The organism is Pseudomonas sp. FBF18, from assembly GCF_024261405.1.
In the GTDB taxonomy this organism is placed as follows: domain Bacteria; phylum Pseudomonadota; class Gammaproteobacteria; order Pseudomonadales; family Pseudomonadaceae; genus Aquipseudomonas; species Aquipseudomonas palmensis.
Window position 1 is genome coordinate 36,579 of the sequence record NZ_QKRS01000014.1, and the last position, 19,864, is coordinate 56,442.

23 protein-coding genes are annotated in these 19,864 nt (G+C 66.7%); 7 read left to right on the forward strand and 16 right to left on the reverse strand.

Annotated elements, in window-relative coordinates:
- Positions 1-211: 211 nt before the first annotated feature.
- Both DN387_RS19895 and DN387_RS26180 read right to left on the reverse strand, forming a co-directional pair.
- On the reverse strand, positions 212-1,423 hold the full coding sequence (locus DN387_RS19895) for a YeeE/YedE family protein (RefSeq protein ID WP_054916313.1): 1,212 nt from the start codon (positions 1,421-1,423) through the stop codon (positions 212-214).
- Positions 1,424-1,485: 62 nt separating this feature from the next.
- The gene (locus DN387_RS26180; RefSeq protein WP_052504326.1) at positions 1,486-2,175 is read right to left on the reverse strand and encodes a CPBP family intramembrane glutamic endopeptidase; all 690 of its coding nucleotides are present in this window, start codon (positions 2,173-2,175) and stop codon (positions 1,486-1,488) included.
- A gap of 217 nt (positions 2,176-2,392) precedes the next feature.
- Here DN387_RS26180 and DN387_RS19905 point away from each other — a divergent pair, with 217 nt between their 5' ends.
- The 3 genes from DN387_RS19905 to DN387_RS19915 all read left to right on the forward strand — a co-directional run bounded on the left by DN387_RS19905 (position 2,393) and on the right by DN387_RS19915 (position 4,389).
- A complete protein-coding gene (locus tag DN387_RS19905) occupies positions 2,393-3,112 on the forward strand; it encodes an SDR family oxidoreductase (RefSeq protein ID WP_054916312.1) in 720 nt (239 codons plus the stop codon).
- 101 nt (positions 3,113-3,213) lie between these two features.
- The gene (locus DN387_RS19910) at positions 3,214-3,741 is read left to right on the forward strand and encodes a UPF0149 family protein (RefSeq protein WP_054916311.1); all 528 of its coding nucleotides are present in this window, start codon (positions 3,214-3,216) and stop codon (positions 3,739-3,741) included.
- A gap of 123 nt (positions 3,742-3,864) precedes the next feature.
- Positions 3,865-4,389, forward strand: coding sequence for a hypothetical protein (locus tag DN387_RS19915; protein ID WP_054916310.1), 525 nt, complete (start codon positions 3,865-3,867; stop codon positions 4,387-4,389).
- Here DN387_RS19915 and DN387_RS19920 read toward each other — a convergent pair.
- The 5 genes from DN387_RS19920 to DN387_RS19940 all read right to left on the reverse strand — a co-directional run bounded on the left by DN387_RS19920 (position 4,367) and on the right by DN387_RS19940 (position 9,883).
- Positions 4,367-6,769 (reverse strand): TonB-dependent receptor, encoded by a 2,403-nt coding sequence (locus DN387_RS19920; protein ID WP_054916309.1) that lies wholly within the window; start codon positions 6,767-6,769, stop codon positions 4,367-4,369. The genes DN387_RS19915 and DN387_RS19920 overlap by 23 nt on opposite strands.
- An 89-nt stretch (positions 6,770-6,858) precedes the next feature.
- A complete protein-coding gene (locus DN387_RS19925) occupies positions 6,859-7,833 on the reverse strand; it encodes a FecR domain-containing protein (protein ID WP_054916308.1) in 975 nt (324 codons plus the stop codon).
- Positions 7,830-8,348: a sigma-70 family RNA polymerase sigma factor gene (locus DN387_RS19930; protein ID WP_043864428.1), complete on the reverse strand. Its 519-nt coding sequence runs from the start codon at positions 8,346-8,348 to the stop codon at positions 7,830-7,832. The genes DN387_RS19925 and DN387_RS19930 overlap by 4 nt, the downstream gene beginning before the upstream one ends.
- Positions 8,349-8,415: 67 nt before the next feature.
- Positions 8,416-9,003, reverse strand: coding sequence for a hypothetical protein (locus tag DN387_RS19935; RefSeq protein ID WP_043864427.1), 588 nt, complete (start codon positions 9,001-9,003; stop codon positions 8,416-8,418).
- Positions 9,004-9,073: 70 nt separating this feature from the next.
- Positions 9,074-9,883: an AraC family transcriptional regulator gene (locus tag DN387_RS19940; protein WP_054916307.1), complete on the reverse strand. Its 810-nt coding sequence runs from the start codon at positions 9,881-9,883 to the stop codon at positions 9,074-9,076.
- Positions 9,884-9,965: 82 nt separating this feature from the next.
- Between DN387_RS19940 and DN387_RS19945 the strand changes: the two genes are divergently transcribed.
- Positions 9,966-10,889, forward strand: coding sequence for a DMT family transporter (locus DN387_RS19945; protein ID WP_054916306.1), 924 nt, complete (start codon positions 9,966-9,968; stop codon positions 10,887-10,889).
- Here DN387_RS19945 and DN387_RS19950 read toward each other — a convergent pair.
- Positions 10,801-11,346 (reverse strand): sterol desaturase family protein, encoded by a 546-nt coding sequence (locus tag DN387_RS19950; RefSeq protein ID WP_054916305.1) that lies wholly within the window; start codon positions 11,344-11,346, stop codon positions 10,801-10,803. The two genes, DN387_RS19945 and DN387_RS19950, sit on opposite strands and share 89 nt — an antisense overlap.
- 29 nt (positions 11,347-11,375) lie before the next feature.
- Complete coding sequence (locus DN387_RS19955; RefSeq protein ID WP_043864423.1) at positions 11,376-12,005, reverse strand: TetR/AcrR family transcriptional regulator; 630 nt, start codon at positions 12,003-12,005, stop codon at positions 11,376-11,378.
- A 128-nt stretch (positions 12,006-12,133) separates the two neighbouring features.
- Here DN387_RS19955 and DN387_RS19960 point away from each other — a divergent pair, with 128 nt between their 5' ends.
- Positions 12,134-13,216, forward strand: coding sequence for a sugar phosphate isomerase/epimerase (locus DN387_RS19960; protein WP_054916304.1), 1,083 nt, complete (start codon positions 12,134-12,136; stop codon positions 13,214-13,216).
- On the forward strand, positions 13,213-14,055 hold the full coding sequence (locus tag DN387_RS19965) for an alpha/beta fold hydrolase (protein ID WP_054916303.1): 843 nt from the start codon (positions 13,213-13,215) through the stop codon (positions 14,053-14,055). Before DN387_RS19960 ends, DN387_RS19965 begins: the two co-directional genes overlap by 4 nt.
- Before the next feature lie 73 nt (positions 14,056-14,128).
- Here the strand turns inward: DN387_RS19965 and DN387_RS19970 are convergent, their stop codons facing one another.
- On the reverse strand, positions 14,129-14,521 hold the full coding sequence (locus DN387_RS19970; RefSeq protein WP_054916302.1) for a lysozyme inhibitor LprI family protein: 393 nt from the start codon (positions 14,519-14,521) through the stop codon (positions 14,129-14,131).
- A gap of 25 nt (positions 14,522-14,546) precedes the next feature.
- Complete coding sequence (locus tag DN387_RS19975) at positions 14,547-15,449, reverse strand: LysR family transcriptional regulator (RefSeq protein ID WP_058541388.1); 903 nt, start codon at positions 15,447-15,449, stop codon at positions 14,547-14,549.
- Positions 15,450-15,543: 94 nt separating this feature from the next.
- Between DN387_RS19975 and DN387_RS19980 the strand changes: the two genes are divergently transcribed.
- Entirely contained in the window at positions 15,544-16,017 is a 474-nt protein-coding gene (locus DN387_RS19980; protein WP_054916300.1) for a DMT family transporter, read from the forward strand.
- Positions 16,018-16,021: 4 nt separating this feature from the next.
- Here DN387_RS19980 and DN387_RS19985 read toward each other — a convergent pair whose 3' ends face one another.
- The 5 genes from DN387_RS19985 to DN387_RS20005 all read right to left on the reverse strand — a co-directional run bounded on the left by DN387_RS19985 (position 16,022) and on the right by DN387_RS20005 (position 19,855).
- On the reverse strand, positions 16,022-16,543 hold the full coding sequence (locus tag DN387_RS19985; RefSeq protein WP_054916299.1) for a hypothetical protein: 522 nt from the start codon (positions 16,541-16,543) through the stop codon (positions 16,022-16,024).
- A gap of 15 nt (positions 16,544-16,558) precedes the next feature.
- Complete coding sequence (locus tag DN387_RS19990) at positions 16,559-17,086, reverse strand: hypothetical protein (protein ID WP_054916298.1); 528 nt, start codon at positions 17,084-17,086, stop codon at positions 16,559-16,561.
- Positions 17,087-17,635, reverse strand: a complete 549-nt coding sequence (locus DN387_RS19995) for a hypothetical protein (protein ID WP_054916297.1) — start codon at positions 17,633-17,635, stop codon at positions 17,087-17,089.
- A 73-nt stretch (positions 17,636-17,708) separates the two neighbouring features.
- Positions 17,709-18,266 carry a GNAT family N-acetyltransferase gene (locus DN387_RS20000; RefSeq protein WP_043864414.1) on the reverse strand — a complete coding sequence of 186 codons (558 nt, stop codon included), beginning with the start codon at positions 18,264-18,266 and terminating at the stop codon, positions 17,709-17,711.
- Positions 18,263-19,855, reverse strand: coding sequence for a J domain-containing protein (locus DN387_RS20005; protein WP_054916296.1), 1,593 nt, complete (start codon positions 19,853-19,855; stop codon positions 18,263-18,265). The genes DN387_RS20000 and DN387_RS20005 overlap by 4 nt, the downstream gene beginning before the upstream one ends.
- Positions 19,856-19,864: the final 9 nt, after the last annotated feature.

The window sequence follows — 19,864 nt, forward strand, 5'->3', positions numbered from 1 at the left end:
CCACTTGAATTTCACCTATAAATCAATGAGTTACGCACAACAGAAAGCGGCATGGCTGGATGCACGGCAACAAAGTGTTGGCCAACTGTTCGCAGTGCAACAGTACGACAGCGGTCAGTTGCTCCCCGTACACCGCGCGCCTATTCGCAGTAACGGGCAGGCATGAAAAAACCGGCTGCTGCGAGCCGGTTCCCATGCAGTACCGCCAGCCTCAGCCGCCGCTGGCTGCCACGCTCTTGCGTTCAGCCACGAAGAACAGCGGGCGAATCCGCACCCCCACCACGTTGCCGGCATACGCCGCCACCAGCCACAGCCAGCCATGCACGCTGCCCGAGGCGATGCCGCTGAAGTACGCGCCGATGTTGCAGCCATACGCCAGCCGCGAGCCGTAGCCCAGCAGCAGGCCGCCGATCACCGCGGCCAGCAGCGAGCGCATCGGAATCCTCAGGCTCGGCGCAAAGCGCCCGGCCAGGCCTGCTGCCAGCAACGCACCCAGCACGATGCCGATGTCCATCACCGTGGTCACGTCCTCCCACAGCGGTGCAGCCAGGGCCTTGGCGTTGCCCGGCATCTGCCAGAACGCCCAGCTGCCCACGTCCACGCCCAGCCCACTCAGGGTCTTGGCGCCCCACAGGGCGAACGCCGAGGTGATGCCCCACGGCCGGCCCGCCAGTGCCAGGGTCGCGTAGTTCAGCAGCGCCAGGCCGATCGCGCCCCACACCAGCGGCCACGGGCCACGCAGGAAGCGACGCAGGCCCTCATGCTGGCTGCCTGCCGGGGCCTCGAGGGCACCGTGGCGACGCTTCTCCAGCACCACCGTGCCCCAGGCGATCAGGCCGAACACCACCAGGTTAAGCACCAGCGCAGGGGCCACGCCAAAGGTCTGCACCACGGAGGTGGCCGGGAACGACGGCAGCGCGAACCACCAGTCGGCGTGGTGGGTTGCAGTTACCGAACCGATGATGAAGAACAGCAGCGTCACCAGCATGCGCGCGTTGCCACCGCCCACCGTGAACAGGGTGCCCGAGGCACAGCCGCCGCCCATCTGCATGCCGATGCCGAAGATGAACGCACCGAACACCACCGACACCCCGGCCGGCGCCACCAGCCCGGTCACCGGCTGGCCGAACAGCGTGCCGGCGCCCAGGGCCGGAAAGAACAGCAGCACGGCGATGGCCAGCATCACCATCTGCGCGCGCAGGCCGGCGCCACGGCGCTCATTAATGAACACCCGCCAGGCGGACGTGAAGCCGAACGCGGCGTGGTACAGCGTGAGGCCCAGGGCGGCGCCGACGATCAGCAGCAGCACCTGTTTGATGCCCACGCTGGCATTCAGAAAGACGGCGCCGACCACCAGCAATGACAGCGCAACCAGTGGCGCGCCGAGACGGCGCTCAGGCGCCGCGGAGAGAGAAAGACCCATGACGATACTCGGATATAGACGGAACAGGCCGCGAGTATACCGTCACCAGCCACCGTGCGGGCTCACGGATAGAACAGCGGGTACATCGCCAGTGCCAGGGTCGAGGCGCAGGCATGCATCGCCATGGGCACCAGCAGGCCGCCGGTTCGGATCCGCGCATAGGCCAGCATCAGGGCGAGGATGAACAACAGCACCACGGTCGACCTGAAGGTGTACTGCAGGTGGATGGCGGCAAACGCCAGGGCGCTGACCACGATCGCCACCACCGCCCACAGCGGCTTGCGGAACGGGAACAGGTTGAGCAGAAAATGCCGGAATGCCAGCTCTTCGCCCAGGGGGGCGAGCACGATGACCATGCTGGTCAGCAGCACGCGATCGGCCAGCGAACCGGCACCGAGCAGGGTCATGAACTGCAGCATGAACGGCTCGGCGGGCTGGTCGACCAGGGCGGCGTAGTTGTAGGCCAGCAGGTAGACCACCACCACGCTGGTCAGGCCGAGCCAGAGGGCCTTGTAGCTGAAGTTGGCCCCCCTGAAGGCATGCCCGGCCAGCGGGTTGCGCCGCAGCAACAGGTACAGCCCGCCGATGGCTGCACACGCCACCAGGTGGGCGCCGAACAAAGCCAGGGTGAAGTCCAGGCCACTGCCGAACAGAAAGGCGCCGGCGAACTGCGCGGTGAAGTACAGCAGCAGACCCAGCAGCGCGAGGCCGATGCGCTTGCCGGCGGTGCTGGCGATGTAAGGGGTGGTCACGGGACTTCCTTGTACGGGGTTGTTCACAGCGTTCTCCTTGGTGGGGGGCGCATTATGGCGAGTTTCGCGGCTGCTGCGCAGCCCATCGCCGGCAGCCGGCTGCTACAGGCTAAGCGCTCAAGTAGATTCACATCTGGATACATCCGGCCATTTGCCATTCCCCTCGCCCTCTGTTTGCATCCGCGCTCTCTCCCCGTGCAGACAAGGAAATCACCCCATGAAAACCCTGGTAGTCGGTGCCAGCAAAGGGCTGGGCAAGGCCCTGATCGAAGGCCTCGGCGAGGCGGGCGACACGCTGGTCGGCGTGTCGCGCACACGCCCCGACGGCATCGCCGCCAAGGCCGGCGTGCAGTTGAACTGGGTCGAAGCCAACCTGGCCGAGCCGGCCAGCGCCGCGCACGCCATCGCCCAGGCTGTGGCAGAGCACGGCCTCGACACGCTGATCTACAACCTCGGCATCTGGGAAGAGCTGGCCTTCGACCCGGCCTACGACTTTCTCGGCGACAGCGACGCGCAGGTACAGGCCATCGTCAGTTGCAACATCACCGCCACCCTGCTGCTGATCAAGCACCTGCTGCCCACCCTGTTGCGCAGCGCCACCCCGCGCATCATCCTCACCGGTTCCACCTCCGGCCTGCCCCAGAGCGGGCGCCCCGAGGTGGCCTTCGGCGCCTCCAAGTTTGCCCTGCGTGGCATCGCCGATGCGCTGCGCGAAGGCTACCGCGAGCAGCGCCTGGCCGTGACCTGTCTGAACCTGGGTTACCTCAACACCGAAGACCCGCTCAGCACGCCCCGCGACGTGGCCGAACAACGCGGCGAAGGCCAGCTGATCCCCGTGCACGACGTGGTGCAGGTGGTGCGCATGGCGCTGAGCCTGTCGTCGGCCAGCTACGTCAAGGAGCTGACCTTGCCGGCCCTGCTCGACGAGCGCTTCTGAGCGCTGATCAGCACGCTGGATAAAAACCGGCGAAAGCGCCATCCTTCTCGCCTTTGACGCGCAGCCTGGCTGCGCCCACCGTTATGTGAAGGACCTTTTTCATGCAGACGCTCAACGACACCGACTTCGAGTTCATCGAAGACATCCTGCTGCAGTATGGCGATGACCATTCGGTGCTCAACGCCTCGGAACTGGACGGCTACCTCACCGCGCTGGTGTCCGGCCCGGCGCCTGTGGCTATCGACGACTGGTTCCCGGGGATCTTCGGTGGTCGCCAGCCGGAATGGGAAAGCGCTGCAGACTGCCAGCGCTTCGTCGAGCTGGTGACCCTGCACGCGAACAACCTGGCCCAGCGTTTCTCGCCGCGCTTCGAGGAGACCGAGCACAACGGCCAGCCGCTGACGCTGGCCGAAGAGTGGTGCTTTGGCTACCTGCGCGGTGCAGGCCTGGCCAACTGGCCGGCCTTGCCGGCGGCGCAGCAGGTGGCACTGGATGTGATCGAGACCTGTGCCGCACAGGACAACTTCGAACTGCCGGCCGACCTGGATGTGGCGCTGCATCGCCAGCGCGTGGCCGCCATCGAGCCGGCGGCGCGGGCGTTGCAGGGGTACTGGGCGACGCAGCGCTGAAGCGGGCGGCGGCGCCGCCCATCGCGGGTCGAGCCCGCTCCCACAGGTTCGGCGCAGTTCCTTGTGGGAGCGGGCTTGACCCGCGATGACGCCAGCACATACCCCAACAATCCGGAGCAGTGCATGCCCACCACCCTCACCGCCGCCTTCCCCCACCACCTGGCCCGCGAAGTCCAGGACCTGGCCCGGCACCTCGACCTGCCCAACGGTGACCAGGGCATCGCCGTCACTCTCGACGGCGAACCCCTGACCCTGCCCTACCGCCTTCACCTGCCGGCTGCCGATACAGCCCGGTCACTGATCCACGCCTGCCTGCTCACCCGCCACCCCGACGGCCACGTGCGCGAGCGTTACCTGCAGCAGATCATTCGGGCACCAGAGACGTGGGTCATCCCGTTCGTGTTCCAGCTCACCGGCGAATACGTGATCGAGCTGCTGGCGCTGTGCGAGGCCAACCTGCCGGCCCTGGACGCCAGCGCCTACGGCCGCTTCTTCAACGACAACCCCGCCTACTTCAGCCTGACCCGCGCACGCATGGTCAGCTACTGGGATTGCTACCACCGCAGCCGCCACCCGCACCTGCGCAGCTACGTGGGCACCCGCCTGTTCCGCGCCTTCAGCGACTTCACAACGACCACTTCACGGTGAACATCACATTGCGCGGCTCGCCGAAGATGTTGGCCCCGGCCGGGTTGCTGATGCTCTGGTAGTAACGCTTGTCCGCCACGTTGTTGAGGTTGGTCTGCAACGTCACCGCCGGCGTCACGCGGTACTGGGCCATCAGGTCGACCACGCTGTACCCGCCCTGCTTCACGCTGTAGCTGGTATAGGTGCGGCTCTGGGTGCGAAAGGCCCCGCCCACGCTCCATTGATCGAGGTCGCCCGGCAACTGGTAGCTGGTCGCCAGCTTGAACAGGTTGTACGGCGAATCACTGTCGAAGCGGTCACCCTTCTGCGCCGAGCCGGTCGCCTTCACATACTCGGCCGCCGCATAGGTATAGCCGGCCGACGCCTGCCAGCCCGGCGCCAGTTCGCCGCCCAGCTCCAGTTCCAGGCCGCGGGTACGAATTTCGCCGGCCGCCTCGTAGCAGGCATCCATGGTCGGGCAATCACCTGCCGGCAACGACTTGGCCAGGTTCTCCTGGTCGAGCTGGAACAGCGCGAAACTGGCGTTCAACGCGCCACCGAAGTACTCGGCCTTGAGCCCGGCCTCGTAGTTGGTGCCGGTTACCGGCGCCAGCAGGCCACCGCTGCTGTTCTGGTATTCCTGCGGCTTGAAGATGCGCGTCCAGCTGGTGTAGACCGAGTAGGTGTCGTTCAGGTCATAGATCAGCCCCGCATACGGGGTGACCTCGCGGGTGGCCTTGTAGTCGGCGCCGAAGGCGTAGGCCCCGACCTCGGTGTGCTGCTGGTACTCATACCAGTCCAGGCGCGAGCCGAGGATCAGCTTCAGGTCATCGCGCAGGTTGAAGCGCACGGCGGTGTAGGCACTGGACTGATCCACCTTGCCCTTGCGCGACCAGTTGTAGTCGATGGCCGGCCGGGGCACGTCCTTGTAGTGGAAGTTGTTGGGGTCCACGACATAGTTGAAGCTCGCATCCGGGCCGCCGCCAGGGCCGTCGTCGGTATCGTCGCGGCGGTAGCTCGCCCCCACCACCAGTTCATGGGTACGCCCGAACAGGCTGAACGGCCCGCTGGCATAACCATCGACACTCTTCTGCGTATGTTCGTAGGAGTAGCGCCCCACGTTCAGTTGCAGCTCGTCGGCGGTCGGGTCCAGCCGGTAGTAGCTGCTGCCCAGCATCTCCAGGTTGGCCTTCAGCCAGCTGGCGCTCAGGCGCAGGCGCCAGTCGTTGTCCAGGCGATGTTCCACCTCGGCGAACACGCTCTTGTTGGTCTTGTCCCAGTAGGTCCAGTCGGGGCTGAAGCGCGACGAGCGGGAAATGTCGAGGAAGCTGCCATCGGCATGGGTCGGGCTGCCGTTCCAGTCCGCGCCGGGGTTGTCCTCGCGGTTGTAGTAGCCGCCCAGGGTCAGCGTGGTGGCGTCCGACAGGTCGAATTCGGTGATCCCGTACAGCAACTGGCGCTGGTTGCTGTAGGCATCGGTAAAGCTGTTCTTGTCCTGGTAGCTGCCCACCACTCGCCCGCGTACGGTACCGGCATCATTGAGGCTGCTGCTGGCGTCGATTTCGGTACGGTAGTTGTCCCAGCTGCCGGCTGCCGCCGTGAGGGTGATCTGCGGCGCCAGCGTGGGGCGCTTGCGCACCAGGTTGAGGGTACCCGACGGGTTGCCCGAGCCCACCATCAGGCCGGAAGCCCCGCGTACCACCTCCACCCGGTCGAACATCGCCAGGGTCGCGGTGCCCAGGGTGTCGCTGTCGTAGGCGATGGGCAGGCCGTCGACCATGATGTTGTCGATGGCCGCACCGCGCGAGTAGAACTGCGGGCGCTCGCCGCCGGTCTTGCGCAGGGTCAGCCCCGGCGTGTAACTGGCGATGTCGTCCAGGGTCTGCATGTTCTGGTCGTCCATGCGCTGGCGGGTGACCACGGTCACCGACTGCGGGGTTTCCCGGGCCGAGGCCTTGAACTTGGTGGCCGTGGCCATGCTGGCGGTGGTGTAGGAGCCAGTGTTTTCCGTGACCTCGCCCAGCGCACTGCCGGTGATGCTGGTGGCACCCAGTTGCAGCGCATCACTGCTGTCGGCCTTCTCCAGGGTCAGGGTGCCGTTGTCGGTCACGCGCAGTTGCAGGCCGCTGCCCGCCACTGCCTGGCGCACCGCTGCCTCGGCGCTCAGTTGCCCGTTCACCGCCGCGCTCTGGCGCCCGCGCAGCAGCGCCGGGTCCACCACCAGGGTGCTGGCGCTTTGCCGGGCGATCTGGCGCAGGGCCTGGTCCAGCGGTTGCGCCGGCAACGCATAGCGCTGCATGGCTGGGTCCGCCCAGGCGCGGTTCAGGTCGAGGGAGCAGGCAGAAACGGCAACCGCGACAGCCAGTGCCAGGCGCGCGGGGCTCAGGAGTTGGGGACGCATGTGAAGGGCTTTCCTCGCAGGAAGTGAATGGGCGTTTCCTGCTATGTCCAGCGAGCCGAAAAAAGCCTTCACCCTGGCGGAATGTTTTTTCAGCGCAGGTCGATCAGGGTGATCGGCCCGAACGCCTCGACACTGATCGGCAGCACCTGCGCCAGCGATTGCAGGGCGCGGTCGCTGTCGTCCAGCGGGAACACCCCGAACACGCGCAGTTGCGCTGCCGCCGGGGAAACCCGCAGCACGCCGTAGCGGTAAGGGCGCAAGGCATCGATCACGCTGCCCAGCGACGCGTCGTCCACCTCCAGGCGACCTTCCATCCAGGCGTCCAGGCGGCCTTGCTCATTGCCCAAGGGTGAGAGTGCATCGTCGGCAAAGCGCAGGGTCTGCCCGCTGTCCACCACGATGCTCTGCCCGGCGCGGTTACGCACCTGCACGCTGTGCTGCTGCACGCTGACGGCACTGCGCTGATCCAGCGTGGCGACACTGAAGCGCGTGCCCAGGGCCCGCACCCGGCCTTGCGCAGTGACCACCTCGAGGGGGCGGTGCGGGTCGCGGGCCACCTGGATGTTCAGCTCGCCGTGGCGCAGATGGATCACCCGGGCTTCGGCACTGAACGCCACCTCCACGGTGGTGCGCGCATTGAGCAACAGCACGCTGCCGTCGGCCAGTTGAATGCGCCTGCGCTCGCCGGTGCCGCTGTAGTGGTCGCTGAACACGGCGTCCAGCGGCATGCGCCGTTGCACCGTCAACAACGCCGGCAGGCCCAGCATCAGCAGCAAGGCGCCGCCGCCGCGCAGCAACCGGCGCCGCTGCAGCGACAACCCGCTGCTGCGCAGGGCGCGGGTGGCCGCACTGGCGCTGCCGGGCACTTCCAGCAAGGGGTTCAAGGGTGTGTGGGTGGCCTGGGTAACCGCCTGCCAGGCCTGGCGATGGCTTGCGTCCAGCGCCTGCCACTGCTCGAAAGCGTCGCGGTCGGCTGCCGTCGCCGCCCCCGAGCCCAGGCGCACGCTCCATTCGATGGCTTCGCGCACCGCCGGGGTCAGCGCTGCCAGGCTGCGGCCGCTCACGTGCCCGCGCCCAGTTGCGCCAGGTAGCAATGGGTCACGGCGCGCCGCACCCAGCGCTCGACGCTGCTCAGCGACACCTGCATCTGGTCGGCGATCTGCTGGTGGGTCAGGCCCTCCAGGCGGTTGAGCAGAAAGGCATGGCGCACCTTGGCCGGCAACCCGGCCAGCAAGGCATCCACCGCCTCCAGCGCCTCGCGCAGCACCGCCAGGGTTTCCTCGCACGGCGCCACCGGCTCGGGCAGGTTGGCCAGCGCTTCAAGGTAGGCGCGCTCCAGTTCGCCGCGACGCCAGAAGGTGTACAGCACCCGCTTGGCGACCATGCACAGGAACGCCCGCGGTTCGTCCAGCTGACCCAGGTGCGGCGAAGTCAGGGTACGCAGGAAGGTGTCGTGGGTGAGGTCCGCGGCATCGGCGTGGGAATTGAGCCGACGGGCCAGCCAGCCGCGCAACCAGTGATGGTGTTCGGCGTACAGCAGGTGCAACGGGTGCTGGGCGGACGGGCGCGGGTTGGACATGCGAGGGGCACACTAATGGTAATTGTTCGCATTCTTATCCCTCGCCCTGGGATTTGCAAGCCGTGCCCTACTCGCGGCAACTGGGCGAGCCGCCCCAGCGCATGTTGCGAATGCAGAAGTAGCGGTCCTTTTTCAGGGTCACGGGGGCGATCGTGCAAGGCAGCACCGCCGGGTCGATCTCGATCGACATCTCATCGGCCGCGTAGCGATCGTCATCGAATTCGATCACGCAGGTGCCGTCCTCCTGCGCCCGCTCGGGAAAGCGCAGGCCCTGTACCACCTGATCGCCCATCTTCACCCGCAGCGGGCTCGGTGCCGATGAGCTGCAGGCCTTGAGGGCCGGATGGTTGACGGTTATCCACAGGGGGTACTCGCCGCCTGTGCGGTCAGGGAACAACGGAATGAACAACAGCGACTGGTAGGTCGACTGACCGTGATTCACCACCTTGAGCCACAACGGGCTGGCGTTGCAGGTGGCGCCCAGCGACGCGCCGTAGCGCAGCTTGGGGTCGGTGTGGTCCTGCCAGCCGCCCAGGCGGTCGGGCTTCCAGTCATGGCCCCATTTGTATTCGGTACAGCCGCCCAGGGTGAGCAGCAAGCACAACAGCGTGGCGATACGGTGCACGGTGAAGTCCTTCCTTGGTGGAGCATCCATCGGGAACACATTGTCGGGGCCAGGCGCCTCGCCGGCAAGGCCGGCTCCTGCACGCCGGCTCCTGCACGAGTCAGCCGCGCTGGAAGCAGCCCGGGGTGATGCCGACCACTTTCTTGAAGGCCCGGGTCATGTGGCTCTGGTCGAAGAACCCGCAACGCAGCGACGCCTCGGCGATGCCCACGCCACTGCGCAGCAACTGCTGCACCCGCGCCACCCGCGTCTGGATCTGATAGCTGTGCGGCGATACGCCCACGCTCTTCTTGAACACCCGTATCAGGTACAGCGGATCGAGCCCCACCCACTGCGCCAGGTCGTTCAGCGCGATGTTCTGCGCGTACTGCTCGTCGAGCATCTGCCGCACCCGTCGCACCACTTCGCGTTCGTCGGCCACCGCCCGGGGCTGCGGCCCGCCGCACCACTCGAACAGCTGGCTGACCAGGTGCAGCAGCACGCTCTCGCGCTCAAGGCTCGAACACGACTGCTCGATCACCTGATGCTGGTGCAGGAAGGCCTGGGCAAAGCCCATGTCGTGGGTCAGCGCCTGCTGGAACAGGTGGATATGCTCGTCGCCGAAACGCCCCTCGAATACCGCACGGTTGAGCCACTGTGGGTCGAGGTAGAGCATGCGGTAGCTCCAACCCTCGGCGCTGCCCGGCACGCCGTCGTGCATCTCGCCCGGGGTCAGGGTGACGATGCTGCCGGCGGTGCCCAGGTGCTGGGTGCCACGGTAGAAGAGCTTCTCCACGCCCGCACCGATCACCCCCACCGCGTAGCGCTCATGGGAATGGCGGCCGAAGGCCCGTGCGCTGTAGCGCGCCGCCAGCAATTCACAGCCTCCTTCGGGGACGCGCCAGAAGCGCGAGAAGTCCTGTTGCTCCATGGCCTGTCCAGTTTTGTGCAATACGCGCGCAGGGCGGGTGGATAAATTTGCCCGACTTCTTCGCAACAGACCAGAGAAAACCATGCAGTCATCCAACGGGGTCACCCTCTCCAGCAACCGGGCCATCGTCGAACTGACACTGGGCGGGCTGATGCTCAGCCTGTCGGCGCTGGCGGTGGCCTTCGCCCATATCGGCGCCGGGGGCGCGGGTTTCTACCGGATGCTGATCGCCTCGGTGCTGTTCTACCTGCTGCTGCGGGTGAGAAGGCAACCTGCTCGCCTGGCCCACCCCAGGGCTCGACGCTACACCGCCCTGGCCGGCGTGTTCCTGGCCATCGACCTGATCCTGTGGCACCACAGCATCTACATCGTCGGGCCGGGCATCGGCTCGATCCTGACCAACTGCCAGGTGTTCTTCATGACCTTGCTCGGGCTGTGCCTGCTCAAAGAGAAACCGTCGCTGTATTTCGTCGCCTCCATCAGCCTGGCCTTCGTCGGCCTGTACCTGTTGCTGCTGCCGGAGATGGGCAGCGCGCTGGGTATCCAGGGCGTGGTCTATGGCGTGCTGTCGGGGCTGGCCTATGCCGTGTGCGTGTACTACCTGAAAGTCACCACTCAACTGCCCCAGGGCGGCGGCGACAAGATCGCGCAGATGCTGCACCTGAGCCTGTGGGCGGCCGGGGTGATGCTGGGGTACGCGCTGTTGCGGGGCGAGAGCCTGGCCATCGCCGACCAGCAGACCTTCTACATGCTGGTGATCTATGGCGTGCTGGTGCAGTTCGTCGGCTGGTTGCTGGTCAACCGCTCGATTGGTGCCATCAGCCTCGGGCTGGCAGGGCTGATCCTGCTGCTGGAGCCGGTGATCACCTACTTCATCGACGTGGCGTTTCTGGACAAGGCCAGTTCGGCCATGCAGATCACCGGGGCGCTGGTGACGGTGCTGGCGGTGTACATTGGCTCGATAAAGCCGCCGAGCAAGGCCCCGGCGCTGAGCGAGCCGGCCTGACACGGCGCTCGCGCAGCTGCTGCCTGAGCACATGCAGGGGCGGTGCGTAGAGGAAGCCGAACGACACGCTGTGCCTGCGTCCCTTCACCGCGTGGTGCATCAGGTGTGCGTGGTACAGCCGACGCAGATAGGGGTGGCGCGGCCTGGGGCGCGCGGGCCAGTGGCGGTGCACGATGCCGTCGTGCACCAACACGTAGATCAGCCCGAACCCCGCCACCCCGGCGCCCACCCACTGCAACGGGTCGTGGCCGGCATTGCCCAGCACGATCAGGGTGATCGCGGCCAGGGCCAGGATCAGCAGGTAGATATCGTTGGTTTCCAGCGTGCCCAGGTGCGGTTCGTGGTGCGAGCGATGCAGAAACCAGCCCCAGCCGTGCATCACGTACCTGTGCGCCAGATAACCGACACCTTCCATGGCGACCAGGGTGCAGAGAAAAATCGCGAAGTGGGCAATCATGGTCGGTACGGGGTTGGGAAATGACGGTGTCAGGGTATTTGATCGGCGGCCGATGGTCCATGCCCACCGGTAGCCAGGGCCAGCATCTGCATGGCCGGCGCGACCGCCTTGAGCAGGCGCTCACGCGCGATCCCGTCGCGCGCCTGCACCGACAACCCATGCAGCAGCGTGGCAAAAAAATCGCCCAGCGATTGCACATCGACCTCGGGTTTCAACTCGCCCGCCTCGGCCGCCTGCTGCAAGCGCTGAATGATCGACAAGGTTTTTTCGCGGCGATGGTCGGCCAGCCATTCACGCACGGCGTCATTGTCGGCCGAGCAGTTGGTGGCTGCCGACACCACCATGCAGCCCAGTGGACCCGCTGGGCGGGTGTACAGGTCGACGGCATCGAGCAACAGCCGCTCGATGGCCTGGTAGGCCGTGGGTTGCTCGCTCAGCGCCTGGGTCGAAAATGCGCCCTCTTCGCGCTCATACAGCTCGATGGCCTCCTTGAACAAGCGCTCCTTGGAGCCGAACGCGGCATAGATGCGCGCCGAAGCGATACCCAGCGCAGCCACCAGGTCGCTCATGGACGTGGCTTCGAAACCGCGTGCCCAGAACACATCCCGGGCGGTGCGCAACGCGGCTTCACGGTCGAACTGGCGTGGTCGGCCTGCCATCTCGATAGTCTCCAACCAGGAATGAAGGCGGCATTATCCGTAATTGTTTGTCGAAAGACAAAGAATACTTGACGGCGTGCAGACTGCATCCTTATTGTTTGTCGATCAACAAACAATAGGAGTTCCACATGATCACGTTGAAAGGCCCCAGCCTGCATCTGGCGCAATTCAGTGCCGACCAGCCACCGTTCGACTCACTGCCCAACATCGCCCGATGGGCCGCGCACATGGGCTTCAAGGCGTTGCAGATACCGGCCTGGGACAAGCGTCTGTTCGATGTCGAGCTCGCCGCAAGCAGCCAGGCCTACTGCGACGACATCACTGCCATGCTGGCCGAACACGGGCTGGTGATCAGTGAGCTGACCACGCATCTCTTCGGCCAGCTGGTGGCGGTACACCCGGCATACGACGCCTTGTGCGACAATTTTGCACCGGCCCACCTGCAGGGCGACGCGGCTGCCCGCAGTGCCTGGGCGGTGCACCAGCTCACCTGCGCGGCCATCGCGTCGCGGCGCCTGGGCCTGAGCGACATGGGGACTTTTTCCGGTGCACTGGCATGGCCGTACGTCTTTCCCTTCCCGCAACGACCCGACGGCCTTGTTGAAACAGCCTTCGCCGAGTTGGCCAGGCGCTGGCTGCCGGTGCTCGATACCTGCGCCGAACAGGGCATCAACCTGTGCTTCGAAATTCACCCCGCCGAAGACCTGCACGACGGTGCAAGCTTCGAGCTGTTTCTCGAACACGTCGGCCACCACCCGCGCTGCAAGATGCTGTTCGATCCCAGCCACCTGATCCTGCAGCAACTCGACTACCTGGCGTTCATCGACCACTACCGGGACTACATCCGCATGTTCCACGTCAAGGACGCCGAGTTCCTGCCCACCGGCAAGCAGGGCCTGTTCGGCGGTTATCAACCCTGGCTCAAGCGCGCCGCACGCTTCCGTTCGCTGGGGGACGGGCAGGTCGACTTCAAGGGCATCTTCAGCAAGCTGGCCGAATACGACTACAGCGGCTGGGCCACGCTGGAGTGGGAGTGCTGCCTGAAAAACCAGCACGATGGGGCACGTGAAGGGGTGGCGTTCATCAACCGACACATCATCCAGGTCACCGACACGGTGTTCGACGACTTCGCCGGTACCCCGGTGGCGCCGGCGGTCATCGCCAGGATGCTCGGCCTTGAAGGCAACCCTGTCGGGGAGCTGCAACGATGAGCACGCACACTCACCATTACGCCCATGTGCACGGCCTGCGCCTGCACTACGTCACCCAGGGCGAAGGGGCACCGGTACTGCTGATCCCCGGCTGGCCACAGACCTGGTACACCTGGCGGCACGTCATGGCGGCCCTGGCCGACAACGGTTACCAGGCGATTGCCGTGGACCTTCCCGGCATGGGGCTTTCCGACAAGCCGCTGGACGGCTACGACACCGGCACCTGCGCCGCCCGCCTGCACGCGCTGATGGGGCACCTGGGGCACGAACGCTATGCCGTGGTGGGCCACGATGTGGGCATGTGGGTGGGGTATGCCCTTGCCAGCGATTTTCCGGGGGTGGTGAACCGGCTGTGCCTGAGCGAAGCGGTGATTCCGGGCCTGGCGCCGGCGCCGTCGATCTTCGCGCCGCCGGAGCAGAACATCTTCCTGTGGCACTTCATGTTCAACCAGTTGCAGGACTTGCCCGAGGCGCTGATTACCGGGCGCGAAGCGCAGTACCTGAGGTTCATGTTCGAGAAATGGGCTGTGCGCCTGGATCGGGTGGCGGTGGATACCTATGTGCAGGCGTATTCGGCGCCGGGGGGCTTGCGTGGCGGGTTTGCCTACTACCGCGCGATACCCGAAACGATTCGCCAGAACCAGCAGCGCGGGCAGGTGCCACTGGGCATGCCGGTGCTGGCGATCGGGGCGCAACTGGCAACCAATGAAGCGCCACGGGTAACCCTGGAGGAGCGCGCCACCACGTTGCAGGGCGCGATCATCGAGGGCTGCGGGCACTTTGTGACCGAAGAGGCGCCCGAGGCGTTTGTCGGGCACCTGCTGCCGTTTCTGCGCTGAGGGTTGCGGCGCGACCTTCGCCAGCAAGGCGCGCGCCTGTCATCGAGCGCGTGCCATTGCCCGCGAAGGGCGTTCAAGGCGCCTGCAATGCCTCCAGCTCATCCGCGCGTTCGGAGGTCATGCGCAGGCGGCAGCCACCGCCATTGAGGATATCCATGGTGCCGCCGGTCTGCGTGAAGTAGAAATCGCAGTTGCTGTCGATGTACTTGATCCACGCCCGCTGCGCATCCCGGAGCTTGCCCTGCTGCACCGGCCCAAACGCGGCCATGGCCTTCTTGTAGACCTGGTTCAGGCGTTTGTCCTGGCGGGCGATCTCGGCGTTGTTGCATTCGTTCATGCTCACCGTGGTGTTCGCGGTGTCCATGCAGGCCTTGTAGGCCGCCGAAGTCTTGTCCTGCGCCTGCGCCAGCGGCGCAACTGCCGCCAGCGACAGCACCGCAACCCCCATCATCCGCTTGATACTCATGGCTTGCCTCTCCTGTTCTGACTGCTTAGGGCGCACAGGCTCGCATGACCTGCTCGCGCAACCAATGGTGCGCCGCTTCCTTTTTGCGTCGCTCGTGCCACACCTGCTGAAAGGCGAACGCGCGAATCGCCAGCGGCGGCTCGAAACAGCGCAACCCACGCTGCGCCTTGAGGTTCTGCACGCTGCGCCGCGCCACGGTCAGCACCAGGTCGGTACCCACCAGCACGTCGCTGGCCGCCGCCCAGTGCGGCAACGCCAGCACCACCCGGCGCTGCTGCCCCAGCGCCGCCAGGGCCTGGTCGATCTCGTTGTCGGCCCCGGGCCGCATCGCCACCAGCACATGGGGGCGCGCCAGCCAGGCGGGCAATGTCAGCCCGCCACGGGCCGGCAGCGTGGCGCGGTCGGCCACACACACGAACCCCTCCTCGAACAGCGTGGCGGCCTGCAACGGCTCGGCCAGGGTGGGGAATACGCCCAGCGCCAGGTCCACCTCGCCATCGAGCAACTGGCCGAGCATCGCCTCGCGGCTGCCCTGGCTGACCACCAGGTCGATGCCCGGTGCGGTCTCGCGCAGGCAGCGCATCAGGCCCGGCAGCACCACCCGCGCGCCATAGTCCGACATCGCCAGGCGAAAGCTGCGCCGCGCCCGCGCCGGCTCGAAACCGGGGCTGCCCAGCAGCGCATCCAGTTGCTGCAGGGCATCCTGCAACGGCGCCGCCAGTTCCAGCGCACGCAACGTGGGCTGCAGGCGGCCCGCACGGCGCACCAGCAGCGGGTCCTGGAAGATCTCGCGCAACTGCGCCAGCGCATGGCTCACCGCCGGCTGGCTGCGGTGCAGTCGCAAGGCCGCGCGCGAGACGTGCTGCTCGGCCAGCAGCGCATGCAGGGTCAGCAGCAGGTTGAGGTCGATACGGCGCAGATCATCCATGTGGCGAATAGCCCCTGTGCACAATTCGAATTTCCATCAGTGAAACAGATAACCAAGACTGTACCAAGCCCTCCATAGCCAGAAGGAAACCACCATGAACCTCAACCTCGCTGTCGCCATACCGCTGCTTGTCGCCCTGCTGGCCGGTGCCGCCGTGCCGTTCCAGGCCGGTGCCAACGCCGCGCTCGGGCGCCTGCTCGGGCACCCGCTGTGGGCCACGTTGATCTCGCTGGCGGTGAGCGTGCTGATGGTGCTGCCAGCCCTGCTGCTGATGCGCGCACCGCTGCCGCAACTGGCCAACCTCGGCCAGGCGCCGTGGTGGGCGTGGTTGGGTGGCGTGGCCGGGGTGGCCTACATCACCGCGGCGCTGATCCTCACCCCGCGCCTGGGCGCGGCCGGCTTCATCGTGTGCGTGATCGCCGGCCAGGTACTCTCGTCGCTGATCATCGACCAGTGGGGGCTGATGGGCCTGCCATCGCGTCCGGTCAACGGCCTGCGCATCGCCGGGGTGGCGCTGATCATCGTCGGCATGCTGGTGGTGCAATGGGGCACCCGCGCCAACCGTTGAGGGCTCACCAGGGGTGGGTGCGCTCGAACACGTAGCCGTGCTGGGGGAACGCATTGAACAGGATCACCCCCAGCACCACCAGCAACAGCAGCCAGTCGACAACGCGCAGACGCGGCACCTGGCGCACCTCGCGCCGGTCACGACAGTGCAGCGCCTGCCCCAGGGTCATCAGTACGAAGGCGCCGATCCACAGGTAGTACCCCACGCCCAGCGCGGTGAGTTGCACGAAATCGTAGGACTGCGGCGTGTTGTCCGGCACCGTGCTCACCACCAGGAACGACAGCCCCAGCAGCAGCGCCAGCACCGACAGGCCCAACCCCACCCGCGGCCACCAGCGGTGGGCCAGCATCGCCAGGCCGAAGACCGGGTTGGCAAACCAGCCATAGATCTGGAACGGGATGCCCCACAGCCCGTACACCAGCAACCATACCGAACTCATGTGGGCACCGTTGTCGGTGTAGTAGGCATTGAAATACAGGCAGGCCACGTACAGCACCAGGCTGAGCGTGAGGTAATGACGTTTCACAGGAGTGTCCGCAGGTCAGATGGAATTGGAGGGTATTGCCGGGGCCGGGGGCGTGACATTGGCGCCGCTGCCCACGCTGAACGAGAACGCCGCCGTGGCATAGATCGCCGCCACCAGCACCCAGGCCAGCCAGCCCTGGCCCGGCCCGCCCGGCGCCTGCCGGCGGTTGAGAAACTGGCCGGCCACGTATGCCGCCAACGCCAGCAACCACAGGTAGTAGGCGCCGAGCAGGTTGGCCTGGCCATTGGCCTTGCGCGGCACCAGCGCGCTGTCGCCCCAGCCGATCACTGGCAGCCACTGCGCCGCCAGCACCAGTGCCGCGACCGCCGCCAACAGCGACAGCAGCGGCCGGTTGCGCCGCAGCATCAGTGCCAGGCACAGCAGCGGGTTGGCCCACCAGGCGCTGCCACCCAGCCAGCCGAGGGTCAGCACATGCATGCCGCGCATGGTCACCTCGCTGACCGGCACGGCATCCAGAAACAGGCTGCCCAGGTACAGCACCAGGCTCAGTACCACGTAATGCCGCTTGAACAGTGCCAGCATCTAGTTGACCCCGAGTTCGCAGTCGTCGCAGGCCGCTGGCGGCTCGCCGAGGTTCATGTAGACCGGTCGCGCCGGCGCGACGGTGGCCTTGACGAACGACAGTGGAATGGTCAGCACGATACCCGCCACCAGCACCCAGTGCAGCCAGCCCAGCGCTGGCTGGGTGAGCCTGGGCTGGCGCCGGTAGCGGTGCTGGCCGATCACGAACGCCAGCATCGAAGCCAGCCACAGGTAGTAGCCGGTGCGCACGTCAGGCCCGCCGTGGGGCGCCGGCGGGATCGGCGACCAGTCGGTCCAGCCCAGCGCCAGGGCCGAGCCCGCCAGCAGCAGTGCGCACCAGCCCAGGCGGTAAGCGGTTTTGGGGTCTTTGCGGTGGGTTGCGAAGGCGCCCAGCAGCAGCGGGTTGGCGAACCACAGGCCGCCGGCCAGCCAGCCCATCGACAGCGCGTGCATGCCGCGCAGCACCGAATCGTGCCCCCAGGCGCAGGCCTCCGGGTACAGGCAGGCGAGGTACAGCAGCAGGCTCAGCAAGCGGAAATCGAAGCGCACCAGTAAGTCCATTCAGCCGGGTGGGAAGCGGGGCGCGACGATAGCCCATCGCCTGCCCCGCTGTCCAAGTCATTCAGGCCGATTCGAGCAGCAGCCCGTACAACGCCGAATCCGACACCTCGCCGGCGATGCACCAGCGCTCGCGCAGCAGCCCTTCACGCTCGAAGCCCATGCGTTCGAGGGTGCGCGCCGAGGCACCGTTGCGCGGGTCGATCTCGGCCTCGAGGCGGCGCATGTTCAGGCCGATGGCAAGGTACTCGACGAACAGCTCCAGCGCCTCGCCCATGTAGCCCTGGCCCTGGGCGCTGCTGGCCAGGCAGTAGCCGATTTCGCCGCGGCGCGACTCGGCGTCGATGTTGAAGAACTGGCACATGCCCAGCAGCAGGTCGCTGCCCTGCGGGTAGATACCCAGCTTGAGGCTGCGCCCGGCCAGGTAGGCGGCGCGGTCGGCCAGCAAGGCCACTTCGGCTTCGTCCAGGGTCTGCCACGGCCCGTGGTGCCAGTAACGCATCACCTCGGGGTCGGCCATGATCCCCAGCCACTGCTCGGCATCGCGGGCCTGCATGGGCCGCAGTTGCAGGCGCGGCCCGTTCAGGCACAGCGCGGTGTCGAAAGCTTCAGGCAAACTCATGAAATTACTCCTGGTGGGTGAACCTGCCACCACGCCACCACGCCCACCGTTACCAGCAGGACCGCGGCCTGGGCCAGGTTGAATTCGTAGAGCCGGTGCAGCGTCACCCACGGCTGGCGCCACGCCGGGCCGCCTTCCTGTGGTGGCTGATACGGCAACAGGCCAAGCAGCCCGACAGCGAAGTAGCCCGTCAGCGCGACGATACCGGTCCACGGGTGGGTACCGGCCAGCATCGGGTAGATCGGCAGTGCCAGCAGCAGGCGCGGCACGCCATGGCGCAGCAGCAGACGCTCGCCATCGGGGTTGAACCGACGCGGGATCAGCCATTCGCTCAGGCGCAGGTCCAGCGCCAGCAGGTTCGGCGCGGTCCACAGCCAGAAGCGCATGAACACCGCCGACAGTTGCACCGTCAGCAGCGAGCCCACCACGGCGGCAATCAGTACATTGGAGGGGTGCGCGAAGAAATCCGGCCCCGCCAGCCACAGCACGATCACCAGCACCATGCAGCTCATCACCCGCAGGTAGCTGCGCGGGTGCAGCGGGCGCGGCGCCAGCCTGCGCCAGAAGTACAGGTCGCGGTGCGGCACCTGGTCGAGCAGTTCGGGGTAGTGGTAGAGCAGGGTTTGCGTCAGGTGCTCACAGGCTTCCCAGTCGGCCTCGCTGAAGCCCTGGGCCAGCGCCACCTGCTGCTTGAACTCGAGGTTGCGCAGCAGCAGGTAGGCCGCATTGCCCTCGGGGTTGGTGTGCCAGTGCCACTGCTCGGCCAGGGCCTGCTGGCGGGCGAACCAGGTATCGCGACGCCAGCGCTCGTTCAGGCCCTGCCACAGGTGCGCGGGCCGGGGGCCACCGTCATCGTCGCTCCAGTTGAAGTAGCCGCACACGCGTTCGAACAGCGCGGTGCTGCTGCCGGGGTGATCGTGCAGCAGCTCCAGCAGCATGGCCTGGAACTGCTCGCGGCGGTCGAAGGGCTCCAGCCAGGCCTGCCCGCCCCAGTGCTGCAGGCTGGCGAAAAACGCCTGTTCGTCGCCCGCCTGCAAATAGTGCTGCAACTGCGCGTGGCAGGCTTGCCAGAGGCTGCCCAGCAGTTCGTCGCACTGGTACGCGCCGATCGGCACCGCCTGCCAGGGGGTGAACCAGCCACGCCTCGGCACCGCCCAGTGCAGGATGGGCAGGCGCAGGGTTTCGTCATCCAGGCTGCGCTGCAGCAACTGCTGCTCGAAGGCCGCCTCGCACCCCAGTTCACCGGCCTGGCGCCACAGGTTGTCGAGCTGCGCAGGGTCCAGCCCTTCGAGCAGCGCGCGGGCCTGTTGCTCCCTGGCGGGTGTGGGTTCGACGTCGACGTGCACCGCCGCGGCCTGCGGGGCTGGCACATCGGCCGATTCCAGCGCTGGCGCTGCATCGTCCTCGTGTGCCCAGCGGCTGCGCGCCAGCGCCTGTTCATAGGCCTCGCGCAGGCGCTGGAAGGCCTCGGGGTCCTCGTCGGGGCGGTGCACCTTGAGCAGGCGCGCATACTGGCGCCTGATACTGCGTTCATCAGCGCCCGGGGCCAGGGCCAGCACGCTCCAGCAGTCTTCGATCACGTCACTCATTGCCGCTCC